At 68.7% G+C, this 18,434-nt stretch carries 16 protein-coding genes and 2 pseudogenes; 3 read left to right on the top strand and 15 right to left on the bottom strand.

The features are described from left to right. Positions 1–26: 26 nt before the first annotated feature. The 6 genes from M2302_RS21335 to M2302_RS21305 all read right to left on the bottom strand — a co-directional run bounded on the left by M2302_RS21335 (position 27) and on the right by M2302_RS21305 (position 7,117). Complete coding sequence (locus M2302_RS21335) at positions 27–1,034, bottom strand: ABC transporter ATP-binding protein (RefSeq protein ID WP_280839619.1); 1,008 nt, start codon at positions 1,032–1,034, stop codon at positions 27–29. Beyond that, positions 1,031–2,080 (bottom strand): ABC transporter permease, encoded by a 1,050-nt coding sequence (locus M2302_RS21330; RefSeq protein ID WP_280839618.1) that lies wholly within the window; start codon positions 2,078–2,080, stop codon positions 1,031–1,033. The genes M2302_RS21335 and M2302_RS21330 overlap by 4 nt, the downstream gene beginning before the upstream one ends. Positions 2,081–2,083: 3 nt before the next feature. Beyond that, complete coding sequence (locus tag M2302_RS21325; protein ID WP_280839617.1) at positions 2,084–3,061, bottom strand: ABC transporter permease; 978 nt, start codon at positions 3,059–3,061, stop codon at positions 2,084–2,086. Continuing rightward, positions 3,058–4,224, bottom strand: a complete 1,167-nt coding sequence (locus tag M2302_RS33165) for an ABC transporter ATP-binding protein (RefSeq protein ID WP_348529437.1) — start codon at positions 4,222–4,224, stop codon at positions 3,058–3,060. The genes M2302_RS21325 and M2302_RS33165 overlap by 4 nt, the downstream gene beginning before the upstream one ends. 90 nt (positions 4,225–4,314) lie before the next feature. Further along, complete coding sequence (locus M2302_RS21310) at positions 4,315–5,991, bottom strand: ABC transporter substrate-binding protein (RefSeq protein ID WP_280839616.1); 1,677 nt, start codon at positions 5,989–5,991, stop codon at positions 4,315–4,317. A gap of 124 nt (positions 5,992–6,115) precedes the next feature. After that, the gene (locus tag M2302_RS21305; RefSeq protein WP_280839615.1) at positions 6,116–7,117 is read right to left on the bottom strand and encodes a LacI family DNA-binding transcriptional regulator; all 1,002 of its coding nucleotides are present in this window, start codon (positions 7,115–7,117) and stop codon (positions 6,116–6,118) included. A gap of 373 nt (positions 7,118–7,490) precedes the next feature. On the opposite strand from M2302_RS21305, the gene M2302_RS21300 reads away from it, so the two are divergent. Then, complete coding sequence (locus M2302_RS21300; protein ID WP_280839614.1) at positions 7,491–7,982, top strand: MarR family winged helix-turn-helix transcriptional regulator; 492 nt, start codon at positions 7,491–7,493, stop codon at positions 7,980–7,982. 387 nt (positions 7,983–8,369) lie between these two features. Here M2302_RS21300 and M2302_RS21295 read toward each other — a convergent pair. Further along, a pseudogene (locus M2302_RS21295) lies at positions 8,370–8,630 on the bottom strand (metalloregulator ArsR/SmtB family transcription factor); the annotation flags it as partial. On the opposite strand from M2302_RS21295, the gene M2302_RS21290 reads away from it, so the two are divergent. Further along, the gene (locus M2302_RS21290; RefSeq protein ID WP_348529436.1) at positions 8,517–9,722 is read left to right on the top strand and encodes a polymorphic toxin-type HINT domain-containing protein; all 1,206 of its coding nucleotides are present in this window, start codon (positions 8,517–8,519) and stop codon (positions 9,720–9,722) included. The pseudogene M2302_RS21295 and the gene M2302_RS21290 sit on opposite strands and share 114 nt — an antisense overlap. After that, a complete protein-coding gene (locus M2302_RS21285) occupies positions 9,719–10,225 on the top strand; it encodes a hypothetical protein (protein ID WP_280839613.1) in 507 nt (168 codons plus the stop codon). Before M2302_RS21290 ends, M2302_RS21285 begins: the two co-directional genes overlap by 4 nt. A 295-nt stretch (positions 10,226–10,520) precedes the next feature. Here M2302_RS21285 and M2302_RS21280 read toward each other — a convergent pair. The 8 genes and pseudogenes from M2302_RS21280 to M2302_RS21245 all read right to left on the bottom strand — a co-directional run. Next, positions 10,521–10,667 (bottom strand): annotated as a pseudogene (locus M2302_RS21280) (IS110 family transposase); the annotation flags it as partial. Positions 10,668–10,942: 275 nt separating this feature from the next. Then, the gene (locus tag M2302_RS21275) at positions 10,943–12,019 is read right to left on the bottom strand and encodes an IS110 family transposase (RefSeq protein WP_280839612.1); all 1,077 of its coding nucleotides are present in this window, start codon (positions 12,017–12,019) and stop codon (positions 10,943–10,945) included. Between the two features lie 346 nt (positions 12,020–12,365). Continuing rightward, complete coding sequence (locus tag M2302_RS21270; protein WP_280839611.1) at positions 12,366–12,491, bottom strand: hypothetical protein; 126 nt, start codon at positions 12,489–12,491, stop codon at positions 12,366–12,368. A gap of 475 nt (positions 12,492–12,966) precedes the next feature. Beyond that, positions 12,967–15,111, bottom strand: coding sequence for a glycogen debranching N-terminal domain-containing protein (locus M2302_RS21265; RefSeq protein WP_280839610.1), 2,145 nt, complete (start codon positions 15,109–15,111; stop codon positions 12,967–12,969). A 261-nt stretch (positions 15,112–15,372) separates the two neighbouring features. Beyond that, complete coding sequence (locus tag M2302_RS21260) at positions 15,373–15,681, bottom strand: EthD family reductase (RefSeq protein ID WP_280839609.1); 309 nt, start codon at positions 15,679–15,681, stop codon at positions 15,373–15,375. A 131-nt stretch (positions 15,682–15,812) separates the two neighbouring features. Then, positions 15,813–16,547 carry an FAD:protein FMN transferase gene (locus M2302_RS21255; RefSeq protein ID WP_280839608.1) on the bottom strand — a complete coding sequence of 245 codons (735 nt, stop codon included), beginning with the start codon at positions 16,545–16,547 and terminating at the stop codon, positions 15,813–15,815. Beyond that, positions 16,544–17,008 (bottom strand): FMN-binding protein, encoded by a 465-nt coding sequence (locus M2302_RS21250; protein ID WP_280839607.1) that lies wholly within the window; start codon positions 17,006–17,008, stop codon positions 16,544–16,546. Before M2302_RS21250 ends, M2302_RS21255 begins: the two co-directional genes overlap by 4 nt. Positions 17,009–17,058: 50 nt before the next feature. Next, complete coding sequence (locus tag M2302_RS21245; RefSeq protein WP_280839606.1) at positions 17,059–18,375, bottom strand: ferredoxin reductase family protein; 1,317 nt, start codon at positions 18,373–18,375, stop codon at positions 17,059–17,061. Positions 18,376–18,434 lie beyond the last annotated feature (59 nt).

Here is an 18,434-nt window from a genome sequence, read left to right as displayed (position 1 = left end):
TCGTTCTGTCGGACGGAGAGCGGGGGTCAGCGGGGTACCGGCGCGGCGACCGGGTGCAGCCAGCAGGCGACGTCCCGGCCCGGGTGGTCGTCGACGGGCGGGCCCAGCGCCGGCACCTTCTTGTCGCACGGGTCGAAGGCTTTCGGACAGCGCGGGTGGAACCCGCAGCCCTCCGGCATGGCCCGCAGGTCCGGCGGCGAGCCGGGGATGCCGGTCAGCTCGCGGCGCGGGCCGCGCAGCGCCGGGAAGGAGTGCAGCAACCCCTCCGTGTACGGGTGCAGGGCCCGCCGGTAGAGCTGCGCGGCGGGCGCCTCCTCGACGATCCGGCCGCCGTACATGATGGCGATCCGGTCGGAGAACTCGACCAGCAGCGACAGGTCGTGGGTGATGAACAGCACAGCGAAGCCCAGCCGCTCCCGCAGCTCGGCGAGCTGGCCGAGGATCTGCCGCTGCATCACCACGTCCAGCGCGGTGGTCGGCTCGTCCATGATGACCACCTGCGGCTCCAGCGCCAGCGCCATCGCGATCATGACGCGCTGCCGCATGCCGCCGCTGAGCTGGTGCGGGTAGCTGTCCAGCCGGTCCGCCGCGATGCCGACCAGGCGGAGCAGGTCCCGGGCCCGGGCCAGCCGGCCCGCCGCCGTGCTCGTCGGCTCGTGCGCCTTGATCACGTCGAGCAGCTGGGTGGAGACCTTGTGCACCGGGTTGAGCGAGTTCATCGCGCCCTGGAACACGATCGAGGTCTCCGCCCAGCGGAACTTCCGCAGCTGCGCCGGGCTGAGGGTCAGCACGTCCACCGGCGGGCCGTCGACCGGGTGGTAGACCACCTGGCCGCCGCTGACCACCCCGGGCGGCGGTAGCAGCCGGGTCAGCCCGTACGCCAGGGTGGACTTGCCGCTGCCGCTCTCGCCGGCCAGCCCCAGCACCTCGCCCCGGTGCAGGGCCAGGTCGACGTCGCGGACGGCGTGCACCGCCGCGTCGCCGAGCCCGTAGTCGACGCGCAGTCCGCGGATCTCCAGCACCGGATCGCTCATCGCACAACGTCCTCTCGGGTGGTGGCAGCCCGTGGCGTCGGGACGGACGGGGTCGGGGCCAGCACGGGGGTGAAGCCGACCCGCATCCGCACGGTGCGGCCGTCGGCGGTGCGGATCCGGGTCCTGCCGGCGCTGCGCAGCCGGGGGCTGACGAACTCGTCGATCCCGAAGTTGATCAGGGCGAGGGCGGTGCCGAGCAGCGCGATGGCCAGCCCGGCCGGGACGAACCACCACCAGGCGCCCTGCGCGAGGGCCTGCTGGCCCTGGGCCCAGAACAGGATGGTGCCCCAGTTCCAGGATGAGATCGACGAGATGCCGATGAAGGCCAGGGTGATCTCCGACATGACGGCGAAGATGACGGTGCCGACGAAGCCGGACGCGATGATCGCGGTGAGGTTGGGCAGGATCTCGAACAGGATGATGCGCCACGTCCGCTCGCCGGTGGCCCGGGCCGCCTCGACGTAGTCGCGGCGCCGCAGGGACAATGTCTGGGCGCGTAGCACCCGGGCGCCCCACGCCCACGAGGTGCAGCCGATGATGAGCGCGACCAGCGTGTCGCTGGCCTGCTCCACGATCGACGTCACGATGATGATCAGCGGCAGCGCGGGGATGACCAGGAACACGTTGGACAGGGCCGACAGGCCCTCGTCGGCCGCGCCGCCGATGTAGCCGGCGGTCACGCCGATGAGGATGGACAGGATCGTCGCCAGCACACCGGCGACCAGTCCCACCAGCATGACGCTGCGCGCGCCGACCAGGATCTGGCTGAAGATGTCCTGACCGAGGTGGGTCGTGCCGAACCAGTGCCGCAGCGACGGCGCCTGGAGCACGTCGCCGCTGCGGGCGTCCGGGTCGTACGGCGCCACCCACGGCCCGATCACCGCGAAGAGGCAGTAGATGCCCAGGATTACCAGCCCGGTGGCGGCCTTGGCGTTGGCGACGAACCGGAACCGGCGCCGCTTCGCTCGGCCCGGCGCGGCCGACGGCTGGGCCATCGCCCCCTGACCGGGGATGACCTGCTCGATGCTCGACGGTGAGATGGTCATCGCTCAGCTCTTTCGGGTCCGCGGGTCGAGAAGCAGGTACGCGACGTCGGCGAGCAGGTTCGCCACCAGCACGGAGATCGTGATGATCAGGAAGATGCCCTGCATCAGCGGGTAGTCCTTGGCGCCGACGGCCTGGAACAGCTGGTAGCCGAGCCCGGGGTAGGAGAAGACGATCTCCACCAGCAGCGTGCCGCCGACGATGAACCCGAGCGACAGGGCGAAGCCCGACACGTTCGGCAGCAGCGCGTTGCGGGCCGCGTAGCTGAGGGCGACCCGGCGCTCGGACAGCCCCTTCGCGTGGGCGACCGTGATGTAGTCCTCCGAGGAGACGGTGACCATCATGTTGCGCATGCTGAGGATCCACCCGCTCATCGAGGAGACCAGGATGGTGGCGGCGGGCAGGATGCTGTGCTGGATCGCGCTCGGGATGAAGTACTGGTCGAACGCCGGCACGAGGCCCGGCTCGTAGCCGCCGGAGGACGGGAAGAAACTTCCCGGGCCGGCGAACAGGGCGATGGCGACGAGGCCCAGCCAGAAGTACGGAATCGAGGACAGGAACGTGGTGGCCGGCAGGAGGCCGTCGACCCAGGAGCCACGCCGCCAGCCGGCGCCGACGCCGAGCGCGGTGCCGAGGAGGAAGCTGATGATCGTGGTGATGCCGACCAGGCCGATCGTCCACGGCAGGCTGTCGCCGATCACCGTCGACACCGGCGCCGGGAAGAAGGTGAACGACAGCCCCAGGTCGCCGTGGAGGAGCTGTCCCCAGTAGTGCAGGTACTGCTCCCAGACGTTCTCGTTCGCGTCCAGCCCGAACAGCACGCGCAGCGACTCGATGGCGTCGGCGCTGATCCGGCCCTGGTTGCGCGAGATGAGGGACTGCACCGGGTCGCCCGGGACCAACCGCGGGATGAAGAAGTTGAGCGTGATGGCCGCCCATGCGGTGAACAGGTAGAAGGCCGTGCGCTGCAGGAGGAATCTCATCGGGTCTCCTCCAAGGTGGCGTTGTCGTCCCGCTCGACCGCTGCCGGGGGCGGTGGAACGGCCGGGTCGGCGTCCGGCGCGGCGGAGCCGGGAGTGTCGGCGGCGACGGTGGCCGGGTCGTAGAGCCAGCAGGCCGCCCAGTGGCCGGGCCGGTCGCCGATGGTCAGCCGTGGCGGCAGGTCCGCCGTGCAGCGCCGCATGGCGTGCGGGCACCGGGGGTGGAACCGGCAGCCGGCGGGCGGGGTGATCAGGCTCGGCGGCTCGCCCTGACCGCGGTCCTCCCCGGCGGCCGCGTCGACGCCGGCGCCGTCGCCGGTGATGCGCTCGGGGTCTGGCGCCGAATCGGTGAGCAGCCGGGTGTACGGGTGGGCCGGGTTCTGGGTGACGGTCTCGCTGTCGCCGCCCTCGACCATCCGGCCGGCGTACATCACGATCGTCTCGTCGGCGAAGTAGCGGGCCGAGGCGATGTCGTGCGTGATGTAGAGGATGGCGATGTTGAGCCGCTGCTTGAGGTCTTGGAGCAGGTTGAGCACGCCGAGGCGGATCGAGACGTCGAGCATGGAGACCGGCTCGTCGGCGAGGAGCACCTCCGGGTCGGCGCCGAGCGCCCGGGCGATGGCGACCCGCTGCCGCTGGCCGCCGGAGAGCTCGTGCGGGAAAGCGTCCAGGTAGCGCTCGGGCGGGGTGAGGCTGACCCGGGTGAGCAGCTTGCCGAGGGCCGCCTCCAGGTCCTCGGCGCTGCGCCCGGCGTTGCCGTGGATCCGCAGCGATCGGGTGAGGTGGTAGCGGACGGTGTGCACCGGATTCAACGACGCGAACGGGTCCTGCAGGATCAGCTGGACCCGCCGCACGTACGACCGGAACGGACGACCGCCGCGCACCCTGGTCGACCTGCCGTGCAGGCGGAGGTCGCCGGCGGTGCGGGGGTAGATCTGGGCCAGCAGCCGGGCCACCGTGGACTTGCCGGAGCCGGACTCCCCGACCAGCGCGGTCACCCAGCCGCGACGCAGCGCGAACGATACGTCGTCGACGGCGTGCACGACTGCCGGCGTCCGGGAGAAGAGGTCACGCAGCCGTCTGCGGACGGGGAAGTGCTTGGTCAGGCCGACGGCCTCCAGCACCACCTCGTCGGCCGGTGCCGCCGCGCTCTCGCTCAACGTCATGCCGAGTTCCTGTCTGGGATCGCGATGTCACGAACATCTGGTGCCGCCTCCCCGGTCGGCCGGGGCCGACCGGGGAGGCGGTGCCGGGGGTCAGCTACCGGCGGGCTTAAGGTGCAGGACCACGTCCAGCGCGTTGGGCTGGGTGGGCTGCATGGCGCCGTACGGGTTCGAGTCGTCGGGCCAGCCGGTCCAGTTCTTCGTGCTGTACGCGCCGCCGATGTTGTCCGCGCCGACCGGGATCATCGGCATCTGGTCGACGAAGACCTTCTGCAGCGTGCTCATCGCGGCGGTACGGGCCGCCTCGTCGGTGGCGTTCGCGTAGGCGACCAGGGCGTCGGTCGCCTGCTTGTTGTCGAAGCGGCCGAAGTTGCCCGCCGGGGAGGCGGTGCCGATCGGCTTGAGCTGCCGGCCGTCCATGATCGTCCGGTAGATGTCGTACGGCGTGGCACCGCCCTCGGTCCACCGGAAGGTCGCCTCGAAGTTGCCCTGCTCGACGTTGCGGAACCAGGCGTCCTGGTTGGCCTTGTCGACCGTCGCGGCGATGCCGATCTTCGACAGGTTGTCCTTCACGATCTCAAGGCTGGTCTGGTAGTCGGACCACCCGGCCGGGTCGGTCAGCTTGATCGTGACGGCCTTGCCGGTCTTGTCCTTGAGGGTGTTGCCCTCGAGCTTGTAGCCGGCGCCGGTGAGCAGCGCCTTGGCGCCCTCGACGTCGACCTTGTGCTCCTGGCCCTTGAACTCCGACGCGATGAACGCGTCACCGGCCGGGCTGGGCAGGCCGGTCACGCTCTTCACCAGCGGGTGGAAGTACCCGGCCTCGGCCGTGGTGAAGATGTCCTGGCGGTCGATGACCATGTTCATGGCCCGGCGCAGCGTCGGGTCGTCGAACGGCTTCTTCGTGGTGTTGAGGTAGAGGCCGTGGATGCCCAGGATCGCGGGCGCCCACATCTTGTGGTGCTCCTGGTTCTTGGCCACGAAGACGGTCTGGTAGTTGGGGATGAAGACGAAGCTCCACTCCGACTCGCCGTTGGCCAGCGCGGTGGTCTGCGCGCTGTTGTCGGTGTAGGAGGTGTAGCGCAGCTCCTTGACCTTCGGCAGGTCCTGCCAGTAGCCACTGTCGCGCACCGCCAGGGTCATGCTGGCCGGGGTGAACGACTTCAGGGTGTACGGGCCGCTGCCGACCGGCTGCTTGACGGTGTCGGTCGTCGGGTCGCTGATCTTCTCCCAGATGTGCTTGGGCACGATCGGCACCCGCCACAGCACCTTCTGCTGGTTCACGAACTGCGGGCTGGCCATCTTGATGGTGACCTCGTTGCCGCTGGCGGTCGCGTCCGTGTAGGGCACGCCCTGGTCGTTGAGCGCCGGGTACTTCTTGACCAGGTTGTAGGTGAAGGCGACGTCCTCGGCGGTGACCTTCTGCCCGTCTGACCAGGTGGCGTTGTCTCGGATAGTGACCTTGACCGAGGCGTAGTCTGACGACCACTCGGCCTTGGTCGCCAGCCACGGCTTGAACGGGTCGGCCGGCTTAACCGGGTTCCACATCATCAGCGGCTCGAAGATCTGCCAGCGGTAGCCCAGCGAGGCTGCGGCGGACGTGGTGAGGAACGGGTTGTTGTTCTCGGCCTGCGGGCCGTTCGGCATGCCGACGTTCAGCACCGTGGCCGCCTGGCCGTTCTTCTTGTTCGCGTTCGGGCTGTCGCCGCACGCGGCGACGCCGGTGGCCATCGCGCCGGCCAGCGCGACGGCGAGGAACTGCCTTCTTCTCATGGAGGTCTCCCTCGGTGCTCCCGCAATCCTCGAGCGGGATGTGGTGGATGGAGGGTGTGCGGTGTTGCCACCGGTGGGCGCGGTGCTCCCGCCGGTGTGGGTGGTGGATACAGCGGTAGAGAGGTCAGGTGGTGCCGGTCGAGGCGCGGACGGTGAAGCTGGTGGGAATGACGGTCGGGGTGTCGGGCAGCGGCGTGCCGGCGAGGTGGGCGATGAGGGTGCGGGCGGCGGCCGCCCCCATCTCCCGCAACGGCTGACGGACCGAGCTCAGCGGTGGGTGGGTGTGCCCGGCCAGGGGCAGGTCGTCGAAGCCGACCACCGCCACGTCGTCCGGGACCCGCCGGCCGGCGTCGCGCAGCGCCTGGAGCGCCCCGGCGGCGGAGAGGTCGTTGTGCGCGAAGACGGCGTCGAACGGCACGCCGTCGGCGAGCAGGCGTTCCACCGCGACCCGCCCGCACTCGAAGGTGAAGTCACCCTCCACGACGAGTGCGGGGTCGATGGGCAGGCCGGCGTCGGCGTAGCCATCCGCGAAGCCGGCCAGCCGCTCCCGGGTGCAGCCGAAGCGGCTCAGGCCGGTGACGACCAGCGGCCGCTTCCGGCCGTGCGCCAGCAGGTGCGCCGCCGCGGCTCGCGCACCGGACTCGTTGGTGGTGCGCACCGACGGGAAGCCGGGCTGGTGGCCGCGGTCGTCGATAAGGATGACCGGCAGTCCGCGCTCGTGCAGCTCGGTGATGTAGTCGAGGGTGCCCTCCGGCTCGACCACGAGCAGGCCGTCGAAGGACTTCGCGGAGACCTGGGAGGCGAACCGCCGCATCGACTCGTCGCCGTGGGTGCAGGTGAACAGCAGCATGCCATACCCCTCGGCCTCGACCACGTCGGCCGCGCCCTGGAGCACCTCGCCCATCCAGGGCCAGGTCAGGGCGGGCACCAGCATGCCGACCACCCGGGTACGCCCGCGGGCCAGACCGACCGCGCGGGCGCTCGGCACGTACCCGAGGGCGTTGATGACGGCGCGGACCCGGTCGGCGGTGCGGACGTGCACCTCGCCTTTGCCGTTGAGCACCCGCGACACCGTCGTCTTGCTCACGCCGGCGCGGGTGGCGACGTCGGCGATGGTGATCGGCACGTGACGCTCCCGGGTCGAAGGGGTGAGGCGTTGTTTCGGAACCGGTTGCGGAAGCGGTTCCGTCGCAGTCAACCGAAGTGGCGGCGGTCACGTCAATAACGGGCGGGTAACGAAACATGGCTAAGTTCGAAAGCTGAAAAAAGTGCCTCTGGGCAGCGGGCCGATCCAGGGTGTGACCAGCGTCGATGCGAGGAAACCGGGTCGTCGGGGGGCGTGCCCGCGCCTACCGTGATTCCGATGACCGAACCGGCCGGCCTGGACCGGCTCGCCGCCTTCGCCGCTGTCTGACGTCCGCCAGCCGGGTGAGCCGGTCCAGGCAGTGGGTGCGAAGCGGCGGGGTATCGGTCGGACTTATCGGATGAGCGCAGAGGACGTGCCGGTCGAGCGGCATCCGCCCGGCGTCGCGGCGGGCGGGCCGATCAGCCACGCGATCTTCCGGCTGGCCCGCACCCACCGAATGCTCGCCGGCCAACTGCTCCGCGATGTCGGGCTCCACCCCGGCCAGGAACTGCTGATGAAGCGACTGTGGGAGTCGGGGCCGCAGCGGCAGACCGACCTCGCTGACGAGTTCGACACCGACTCGGCCAGCATGACCCGCACCGTGCAGCGCCTCGAACGGGCCGGCTACGTACGCCGCGTCCCCGATCCCGACGACCGCCGCGCCACCCGCGTCGAACCCACCCCGGCCAGCCTCGTCCTCCGCAAGCAGGTGGAACGCATCTGGGAAGACCTCGAACGCCGTACGGTCGGCGACATGACCTCGGCTGAACAGCGCGAAGCGCTCCGGGTCTTGCACCAACTGGAGGACAACCTCACGGCGCACGAGCCGAACCAGGAGCGCGGCGCCGGCCGTCAGCGAGGTTGAGTCGTGAGGGCCAGCGACGTGCCACGGCGCGGACAGCAACATCATGTCCGTTGCCAGGTCGGACTGCTGGTACTGGTCTGCAGGGCAGTCGGTCCCCACGCCCGGCTGCCTGACGCGGGGACCGGTGGTCGGTGGCCTGCGGCCGGGACTGCTCCACCTGCACGTGGCCGTGGCCAGCAGCCGGGCGGCGGTCTCGCCGACCACCTCAGCTTCCCCGCCAAGACGTTGGCGCGCCACGGCCGCTCATGCGGCTGGCACCGACTTCCGCACCAACCAGCACTTCACGCTTAAGTGGAACCCACTGCGCCGCCACCACCTCGACGACTTCGGGGTCTACCGACCTACGGCCCGGGAATCCTGCACCGGCGCCGGCCTTCGCAGTGCCGCTCAGCGGGCCTTCTTCGTCGCCCGCTTGCGGGGCGGCGTCAACAGCTCGGCTATCGCCGCGATCGCGGACGGCACGAGGCGGTAGTACGCCCAGACGCCGCGCTTGTCGCGCTCAAGCAGGCCGGCCTCGGTGAGGATCCGAAGGTGATGACTCACGGTCGGCTGGGAGAGACCAAGCGGCGCGGTGAGGTCACTCACGGACGCCTCGCCCTCCGGAGCGGACTGGATCAGACTGAGCAGTCGCAGCCGGGCCGGGTCGGCGAATGCATCAAGAGCGGGTCCTGCACCACCGGCGTCTACTGCCAAACGGGCTGGTACCGCGACCGGCCCTTCCGCAGACTTCCCGAAGCACAGCAGAAGCAAGTGGCCTTCAAGGCTATCTGTGCCAACGATGAAGAACTCTGCAAAAAAATAAACGAGCATTTCGACAAAGTTTACAAAAACCTGCTTGCCGAAATGGTTGGAATCAATGACGCAAAAAGATGCCTTGACGGGCAGGCAAGCGGATGCTTCTGGACAGCGGTCGCGTTTCTCGGCTACGCCAAAGCGGTTGTCGAGCTGCGAATCCTCGCAAAAGGTGCTGATGTAGCCCACGATGCGCACGCCGCGAAAAGCGTGCGTACACGTACATGCGCCTTTAAGAGCTTCAGTGGCGACACCCACGTCCTCATGGCCGATGGCAGCACCAAAGCCATCGAAGACATCGAGGTGGGCGAGCTAGTCCTCGCTACCGACCCAGAGACCGGTGAGCAAGGTCCTCGCAAGGTGACCCACGTCTGGGTGCATGACGACGATCTGATCAATCTTGAGTTGTCCAACGGAGCCACTCTCACCACCACTGATGACCACCCCTTCTGGAACCACACCGACCAGCAATGGCAGGAAGTCAAGGACCTTGACCGCGGTGACCTTTTGCACTCAGGCCGTGGCACCTCCGACCTGGCAGCCGTGGGACTCAACCCCGACACGACGCAACGCGCGGCTGCTTACAACCTCACCGTCGCCGGCATTCACACGTACTATGTGCTCGCTGGCAACACCCCGGTCCTCGTTCACAATACGGATCCGTGTCTTGGGCCTGTGCAAAACCCATCGCGGGGCAGCACCGCACGACGAGATCACGTCGACTGGGAGGAGGAGTTGCTGCTGGAGGTGAGAGAAAATCCAGCGGCCGGTGTGGAGCTCTGGAAAGTCCCGCAGACGGATCCAAGATGGCCCCGCGATAAGGGTTGGGTAAAGATGGAGCAAACGATCGACGGAATTGACGTTCATTACCAGTATCAAATAACAACCGGAGCGGTTGACGACCTTAAAGTTAAGGACCATATGCCTGGGGCTGATGAGCGGTGGTGATGCAGGTCGTTTGTATCGGCAATCGTGGAAGCGACTTGCCGGAATCGGTTCTTGGTCGCACGGCTAATTCCGGACGGGCCAGGTTTCAGCTTACGGTAGGTAGTGCTTACGCGGTTTACGCAATGGCTATCAGGAAAGGGAACCTCGGGCTCCTTGTGCTGGCCGACCATGCACGGCCGGCCTGGTGCCATGTCGAACTCTTCGAATTTGCTGATGCCGCGCTTCCCGTCGGCTGGAGCTTCACTACGCGGGATGAGGAAGTCTTCGGTATTAGTGCGTTGTGGGGCTACCGCAGCATGATCCAGAAGCCGTCGCACAATGATGACTTGATGGAGCGTAAGCGAAGCGCTTGGGGCGATTTCCTGTCGGACAACGAATGGGCAACGCGAGAAGGTCCAGACCAAGACAAAATGCGGATGCTGAATGGTATGTTCCAGTCGGGACGCACGTTTCTGAGGCCGCCTGACATGGGCACTAATGCTTCAGCCGGAGAGTCACTCTGAGAACTGCTGTTGCGGTGGCTTGACGCAGCGACCGGGCCGGTGTTCGGAATAATGTGCAATAGAGCCGATAAGCGCCATTCGATGCCGTGCTGTCGATTAAGTCGGGTTCCTGCGGCTCGTGCACTCCGTGGCTGGGTGGCGCTCCCGGGCGCCGGAGTGCATCCCGCTCACCGCAGCGACCGGTCTATGGGAGACCTTCCTGGATGATGTGGCTATGGGGAACTATGCCGACGAAGAATTCGAGCAGGCCTAGTTGCCGCTCGAGTAATCCGTGCCGCCTCCGCACGGCGTCGTTGCTGATCATGTGCCAGATGGCGGTGAGGATGCCGTGTCCGACGGCAACGACGGCGGGCTTCTTGCCGCGGCGGCTGGCGATGCGCTGGTATCGGGCCTGCAGGTAGGTGTCTTTGCTGCTGGCTGCTCCGGATGAGGCTTCACCGACCTGGGACACCACGGCGGTGCGAATGCGGCTGGCCCGCCGGGCCCTGGACGTGCCTGTCGCCACATGCAGTGGGTCCCCGCGCTGGTCGCGCGGGGACCGGTGGTCGGTGGCCTGCGGCCAGGGCTGCTCCACCTGCACGTAGCCGTGGCCAGCAGCCGGGAGGCGGCCTCGCCGACCACCTCAGCTTCCCCGCCAAGACGTTGGCGCGCCACGGCCGCTCCTGCGGTTGTGGATAACTCTCGTGGCTGATGCTCCTGTAATGCAAGCCGGGCTGGTCAGAGCCCTGCGAGGGTTGTGGATGACGGGGGTCGGATCTGCAGGGATTCCAAGATCAGCGGGTAGACCTGACGCGCGATGTACCGCTTCAGACATCGGGAGATGTCTTTGTTGCTCAGTCCTTGTTTCCGTCGGCGTTCGACGTAGGTGAGCGTCTCGGGATGGCAGCGCATCCGGTTGACCGCGACGATGTAGAGGGCTCTGTTGGCCATCCTGTCCCCGCCTCGGTTGAGTCGGTGCCGGTCGGTGCGCCCGGAACTGGCGGGGATGGGTGAGACCCCGCAGAGTGCGGCGAAGGCCCGCTCGTCGCGGATCCGCTCCGGGTTGTCGCCGGCGGTGATGAGCAGCTGCGCGGCGACTTCAGGGCCGACTCCGGGCAACTCCAGCAGCTGCGGGGCGGCCTGCTTGAGTAGCACCTGCAGGTCGACGTCGGCGGCCCGGATCTCGCGGTCCAGGTCGATGATGCGGCGTGCCAGCCGACGGATCGCGGTCTTGGTCGCCGCGATCGGGTCGGCGATGTCCATGGCTGGCCGTAGCGCGGCAGCAGTGATGATCAGTTCCGAGTTACGCAGGTCCAGGAGTTGGGTGCGCAGCGGTTCCGGGGCGGTGCGGACCATGCCGACCAGGGCGTTGATCGCGGCGGTGCGCGACTTCACTGCCGAGGTGCGGGCCGCGCGGATGACCCGGATGGCCTCCACCTGCCCGTCTCGGTTCTTCGGGGCGGTGGTCGCGGTGCCGGCCAGCACGGCGCGGGCGGCGGCCTCGGCGTCGATCGGGTCGGACTTGCCGCGCTGGCGGCGCATCTTGCGGTTGGGCCGGTCGACCTCCACGAGGTGCATGCCTTGGGCGCGCAGGTAGCGGGCCAGGCCGACGCCGTAGCTGCCGGTGCCCTCGATTCCGATCGACCGGACCGGGCCGTGTTCGCTCATCCAGGTCAGCAGCGCCCGGTAACCAGCGACTGTGGTGGGGAACTGGCGGTGGCCGAGCATCCGGCCTACCTCGTCGATGACGACGGCGGTGTGGGTGTCGGCGTGGGTGTCGACGCCGCCGATGATTTCGAGCTGGTGGTCTGTCATGGTGGGTGGTGCTGTCCTTCCAGGCGTCCAACCGGGGCAGCACGCACCGTCGGGCGGACGGACAGCACGGTGATGGGACCTCTTGCACAGGCTCCTGTTAGGTCACACCCGTCCGTTCGGCGCGTGCACCCGGCGCGGCCGACAAATCAAGCAAAGGGCAGCCGTGGCGCCAGGTGGATAACGAGTCAGACCAGCGCCGGGAGCACGACGATCATGGCCGACCGGGCGGGACGAAGCATCTCACCGCTCTGATCATGTTCCGGTTGTGCTAGCGCCGGACTCGGCGCTACGGCTTCATGGAGTGGCGAACCGGCCGTCTCTGCCTGGGTCGCCGTGTTGGCGGACGTTAGAACTGGCTGTCGAGCGGTGGTACGTCGTCGAGGTCGAGGTCGGGGCGGGGGCGTCGGTAGCGGACGAGGTGGCGCCATCGGTGGTGTTCGTAGGCGGTGTCGACGTCGATCTCCGCGGGCACGGCGGGGAGGACCGGGGTGTAGGGGAGGGGTTGGGGCCGGTCGAGCTGCCCGGTCTAGGAGGCGGGCAGTGGTTGCGGCCAAGGATGGGCGTCTGGTGCTGCGGTGTGAGGGGTTAGCAGGTCGGTTAGTTCCGCGCGCTGGGCGGGCCGCAGGACGTGGGTCCGGCCGGTGTAGCGGAGTCGTCCGTGCTCGTCGAGGCGTCCGAGCAGGAGGGTTTTGGACTGCTGAGGCTGGGGTTGACGCCGCCGATGATGGCCTCGGTGGTGTGGTAGGCGCGGTACTTCTGCCAGCCGCGTTTGCCGGGCTCGTAGCGGCTGTCGAGTCGTGTTCAGCAGGACGATCTCGGCCCGCGTGCCGGCGAGCCGGCTCAAACGTCTTCGCCGCGTGGTATCCGGCGAACCCGGCCCCCACGATCACCACACGAAGATTCGTCATTGCGGCCCCATCGCCGGCCGGGACAACCTGGCCGAGCGGTCAGTCCGCGGAGAGCCGGACGTACCCCCGGCGCCCCACCGCCTCGACGTCCCAGAACTGTCCGAACGCCCGGACCCGCTGGGCATTGATCCGGCCGAACTCTGACGGAATGTCCGGGTCGAGGACCAGCCGGCCGTCGACCGGGTTGAGGTTCAGCATCGCCCGGGCCAGGGCCAGCGGGGTGGCGGACGCCCAGGCCTGCGGGCTGCACGCGGTCGGGTACGGCACAGCGAACAGCAGCCGCTCGCGGGGGTACCCGCTCAGCGCCTCCGGCAGCCGGTAGCCGAACTGCTCCGCCACCTCGATCAGCGCCACGCTGATCCGGTTGGCCTCGGCCCGGTACCCGTACCGGGCCAGCCCCAGAACGGCGAGCGAGTTGTCGTGCGGCCAGACGGTTCCGTGGTGGTAGCCGAGGGAGTTGAACAACTCGTCCTCCCGGGACAGGGTCCGGATCCCCCAGCCGGAAAAGAGGTCGGGCGACATCAGCTGCCGCACCACCTGGTCGGCCCGCTCCGGTGGCACGATGCCGCTCCAGAGCAGATGACCCATGTTCGACGTCTTCGAGTCGATCCGGTTCTTGTCGCCGTCGAGGCCGACGGCGTAGAAGCCACCCCGCTCCTCGATCCAGAAGTCCCGGTTGAACCGTTCGTACAGCCGGGCGGCGTCCTCGCGCAGCCGACGAGCCAGGGCCGGATCGTCGAGCGGGCCGTCGGCGAGTTCGGCCAGCCGCAGCTTCGCGTCGTAGCCGTAGCCCTGCAGCTCGCAGGTGGCGATCGGCAGCACCGGAATCCGGCCGTCGTGGAAGATGACGCCGTCCGGCGAATCGCGCCAGCACTGGTTGCCGAGCCCCTCCGGCGAGCGGGTGCCGTACTCCACGTAGCCGTCGCCGTCCCGGTCGCCGTAGTGGTCCATCCAGTCGAGCGCGGCCATCGCGTTGTCCCGCAGGCTCTGCACCAGCCCGTCGTCCCGGGTCCACCGCCAGTACTCGGAGAGCAGGATCAACCAGAGCTGCGTGGCGTCGGCGGTGCCGTAGTACGGGCCGTACGGCTTCACCCCGGTCCGGGTCAGCTCCCCGCTGCGGATCTCGTGCACAATCTTTCCGGGCTCCTCGTCGGTGAAGTCGTCACAGCAGTCGCCCTGCAGGCTGGCCAGGGCGAGCAGCGCGCCGCGAGCCAGGCTCGGACCGGCGACCAGCGCATGGTAGGCGGTGATCAGGGTGTCCCGGCCGAAGACGGTCAGGAACCAAGGCAGTCCAGCGCCGGGCAACGTGATCCGCTGCCCCTTGACCTCCAGCTCCAACCGGAGCGCGGCGATGTCGTCCCGGCACTTGCGCATGGTCCGCTCCAGCGCCTCGCTGTCGCTGGACAGCCGGGCCCGCCCCGCCACCCAGCGGCGGATCGGGTCGGGTACCTGCTCGTGGACCACCTCGGCGATGTCCCCGCGGACCGACTCGACCACCCCCGGGCCTGGCGGCAGCGGCACGTCGAGGTCGACGAACCACTCCTGCCGGCGGTGCAGCTCCAGGTCCCAGACCAGCTCGTCGCCCTCGACCCGGTCTGCCGGCCGCGAGCAGCGGACCCAGGTCTCGACGGAGAAGTCGTTGTACGCGTACGAGAAGCAGAGCCCGTCGGGGGTGTGCCGGCGAATGATGTGCGCCGAGCGGTCCCGTACCCCGGACTTGACCTCGAAGAGGTCGGCGAAGTCGGCGGCGACCGCCAGGCGCAGCTCGATCCGGACGGGGTGGGCCTGGTAGGAGACCAGCTCCACACGCTCGTGGAAGCCGTCACCGACGTAGCGCAGCCGCCGGAACCCGAGGCTGTTCGCCGGCAGGCCGGCCAGCTCGGGGCTGGCGAGCGCGAACTGGGCCGAGTAGTGCTGAAGAGTCTGCGAGCGGAGCACGAGCAGGCGCTTGCCGTTGACCGTGAGCACCCACCCGCTGAGCAGCCGGGTGTCCAGGTGGACCAGGCCGCCGATGCTGCCGGGCGGCACGTCGCCGGACGGCTCGGAGTACATGAAGGTGGGGCCGTTCAGGACGGCGATGGACTCCGGGCCCAACTCGGGCGGGATGGACCGCTGGTCGCCGCTCTCGCGGGCGACGGCGACCACGCCGGGCGTGGGATCGGCCGGAGTGGGACGGGCTTCCATGCCGTCACGCTATGAAGGAGAGGCATGCGCCGTCATCACCCGCTCCGGGTGAAATCCCCGGCGGGTAAGCGAGACGTCGCAGCCAACGGAGGCAGGAGTTCGTCCGAGTAAAGCCCGAGGTTGATAAGCCGGTAACTCATTGCCTCTGTACTGACATCGAAGGCCCTGCCAGGTGCGAGATGAGTCTGTCGCGACTGGAAATCGTCGCGTCGCTGAATGCTTCTTGCATCTTCCGCTGTGTGTGGTGCGTGGACGGGGCTGTCAGAGCACCTCTGCCCAGCCACGGGTCGGTTGGGTACCGCTGAAGTTGGCGATGTCGACGTAGATCTCCGCGCCGTGCTCGGCGAGGGTGGCGCCGAACGTCTGGCGACGTAACCCAGAAGTAGGCGCGGCGGCGAAGGGCGGCGGCGGTGCGCCCGGAGTGGCGAGAGCCCGATGCACCTCGAACCGGATGCAGTTTTCGCCGAGCAACCTTGCGAACATGGGCGCGTGGCGGCTGCGGAAGTACTCGAAGTCGAAGTTCTCGGCGTCGGTCGGGTAGACGACGGAGGCGCAATACATGGCGACCATCCTGCCCCATCGGAGCTCGGCAAGGGGCAGGGCCGATCCGACCCATAAGGGTCGGCGGGCCGGTACGCCAGCACGGGGCCTAGCCGCACATGCAGGATGTCCATCTCCAAGCCGTCACGGTCCTGGCCGCGTTACGTGGGTAGCGACCAGCCGGGTGTGGCCAGCAGGGCGCCGTCGTCGCCAACGAGCAGGGCCTCGTACCCGGGTAGCGTGGCGAGCCATGTCATTGCCTGAGGCCCCTGCGCGGCCGCTGCAGTGGCGTACACGTCCGCCCAAGTCAGGGACGGCCCGATGACGGTGACTGAGCGCAGGCCGCGGGCGGGGGTGCCGGTGTGCGGATCGACGATGTGGGCTCCGCGGTGTGCGCTGCCCGAGGTCGCGACGGCCCCGTCGACGACCTCGAGGGTGGTGAGGAGCTGATCGGGCTGTGCCGGATCCTCTATGCCCACGCGCCAGGATCCGCGTACCGTCATGTCCCCACCGGCGTTCAGGTAGAACTCGTATCCCGACAGGTGCTCCGCGGCGCGTTCGACCGCCCAGCCCTTCACGAGGCCGGATGGGTCGAAGCGGGTGCCACCGCCGGGTTCGGGAAGGTACGCGTCGAAGTAGCCGTCGGTACGCTGCCGCGCCTGCTCGCACAGGTCGAGTACCGCGGCGACCAGCGGATCGTCCACCGGTTCTCCCCGGTTCAGCGCGCTCACCCGGCTGTCCGGGCGGTACGGGCTGAAGACGGCGTCCATCGCGCGTAGTTCGGCGAAGGCCCCGGCGACGGCGTGTGCCGCCGCCGGGGAGTCGGCGCCGGGACCGCGCACGTGCACGCTGACGGGCAGACCCATGATCTGCTCGACGAATGCCTGCCTGGTCACGGCTTGGCCTGGAACTGAGCGGAGTCCAGGGCGGCCTGGAGCGACTTCGTGTAGCCCTCGCTGGTCGCCGTCGCTCCGGACACCGCGTCGATCTGTGCGCTCTGTGCGGCGAGCGCCTCCGTGCGCAGCTGCGGCACCGCGCGCTTGTTGATCTCACGGGAGCGGTTGTTCGTGCTCGGCACCGTCATCGGCGTGACCTCGGTGATCCGGCCACCGCTGATGCTGGCCTGCACCTGGACGTTCCCCCGCTTGGTCTGCACGACCGGGCCGTCGGCGACGGTGGTGGAACCGGACCGTGCAACCGTGCCGCGTGACGTACCGGTTTCCGCCGGCGCAACGGGGCCTGTCACCATGGCTGGCGCGGCCGAAGGCGAGCTGTCGGTTCCGGTCGACGTTCGGTAGCTGAAGAGAAGTACCACCACGGCGATCGTGGCGAGGAACCACATCGTGATCCTGCGCATGTCGTCCTCCTCGGGTGGGTTTGTGAGCGCCATGAGGATGGGTGGCCGGGTTACCAGGTGAAGCGCTCAAGATGTATGCGCTCCGCCGGCACGCGTGCGTGCCGAGCCGCCCGTACCACCGATTGCATCCAGTCATCCGGTCCGCAGACGAACACGTCGCGCTGCTCGATGTCCGGGACAAGTTCACGCAAGGCTTTCGCGTCGTCACCGAACCCGGCCGGCAACCACGAGCCCTCCTGCCCGCGCGGTCCCAACAGGTACTCCACGCGCAGGCCACGGACGGCCGCGAGGCGCTCAAGTTCCTGGCGGAACACCAGGTCTTCTGCCGAGCGCGCACGGTACAGCAGCGTGGCTTCGCCCGGCGCGTACGGTAACTCTTCCAACAACGCCCGCAGCGGGGTGATTCCGATCCCGGACGCGATCATGGTTACCCGCGGAGCCCTGCGTTGGGCGGCGGTCAGCCGGCCGTACGGCCCCTCAATCAGCACACGGGTTCCCGGGCGTAACTCTGACACCTGCTCGCTGCCCTCGCCGCGGGATCGCACCGTGATCCGCAGTGTGTCCTCCCGCGGCATAGCGGACAGCGAGTACGGATGGCCGCGACTCCAACCCGGGCCGCTGAGGAAGCGCCACTGGAAGAACTGCCCGGCGTGTGCCGGCAACCGGTCCAGGTGGCGTCCGCGCATGTAGATCGAGTGCACGCCGGGAGCCTCCGGGACGATAGCGGCGATCGTGAGTCGGTGCCGCAGCGTCCGCCAGGCCGGCAGCCCGAGCCGGAAGGTGACCACCGCGCCGGCGCACGCGGCGTACGCGGTCCACCAGTACAGCGTCGCGGCCCGGGAGCTGGTGAAGTCGGCCCCGGTCCAGAGCTGATGCGGCAGCGCCAGGCCGACGCCGAGGTAGGCGTACAGATGCAGCAGGTGCCACGCCTCGTAGCGCAGCCGCCGCCGCGCAGCCCGCAGGGAGGTGAGCACGACCATCGTCAGGGCGGACGCCCCGGCCACTGCCAGCAGCATTCCCGGGTATGTGGTGACGAGGCTCCACGCCTGGCCTGTCACAGAAACACCACCCGTCGCGGCATATCCGAACGTGATCAGAATGATGTGCGCGAGCATCAGATTGAAAGACACGAACCCGACCACACGGTGCCAACGGGCGAGCCTGTCCTGTCCGTACGTGCGCTCGATCCACGGCACGCGCGCCATCAGCAGCACCTGGATGAGCAGCAGGTCGGCCGCGACAAGCCCGGTCAACCGGCCGAGCGACGTCAGGCCCGCCGCCCAGCCACGAAGATCCTGCACACCGCCGCCCCGCACCCAGAGCGCGACGACGATCAGCACGCTGACCACGCCGGCCGAAGCGATCACATCCGCCCACCACGACCACGCGGCGGTTCGTATGGGCCTGGCCGCCACGCCGGCCGCCT

It is taken from the genome of Micromonospora sp. A200 (assembly GCF_029893845.1).
Taxonomy (GTDB): Bacteria; Actinomycetota; Actinomycetes; order Mycobacteriales; family Micromonosporaceae; genus Micromonospora; species Micromonospora purpureochromogenes.
This window is presented reverse-complemented; position numbering and strand designations above follow the sequence as displayed.

Coding starts and splice junctions, on each gene's coding strand:
- M2302_RS21335 (WP_280839619.1), bottom strand. CDS start 1,034: ATGAGCGATCCGGTGCTGGAGATCCGCGGACTGCGCGTCGACTACGGG.
- M2302_RS21330 (WP_280839618.1), bottom strand. CDS start 2,080: ATGACCATCTCACCGTCGAGCATCGAGCAGGTCATCCCCGGTCAGGGG.
- M2302_RS21325 (WP_280839617.1), bottom strand. CDS start 3,061: ATGAGATTCCTCCTGCAGCGCACGGCCTTCTACCTGTTCACCGCATGG.
- M2302_RS33165 (WP_348529437.1), bottom strand. CDS start 4,224: ATGACGTTGAGCGAGAGCGCGGCGGCACCGGCCGACGAGGTGGTGCTG.
- M2302_RS21310 (WP_280839616.1), bottom strand. CDS start 5,991: ATGAGAAGAAGGCAGTTCCTCGCCGTCGCGCTGGCCGGCGCGATGGCC.
- M2302_RS21290 (WP_348529436.1), top strand. CDS start 8,517: ATGACTCACGGTCGGCTGGGAGAGACCAAGCGGCGCGGTGAGGTCACT.
- M2302_RS21275 (WP_280839612.1), bottom strand. CDS start 12,019: ATGACAGACCACCAGCTCGAAATCATCGGCGGCGTCGACACCCACGCC.
- M2302_RS21265 (WP_280839610.1), bottom strand. CDS start 15,111: ATGGAAGCCCGTCCCACTCCGGCCGATCCCACGCCCGGCGTGGTCGCC.
- M2302_RS21260 (WP_280839609.1), bottom strand. CDS start 15,681: ATGGTCGCCATGTATTGCGCCTCCGTCGTCTACCCGACCGACGCCGAG.
- M2302_RS21250 (WP_280839607.1), bottom strand. CDS start 17,008: ATGCGCAGGATCACGATGTGGTTCCTCGCCACGATCGCCGTGGTGGTA.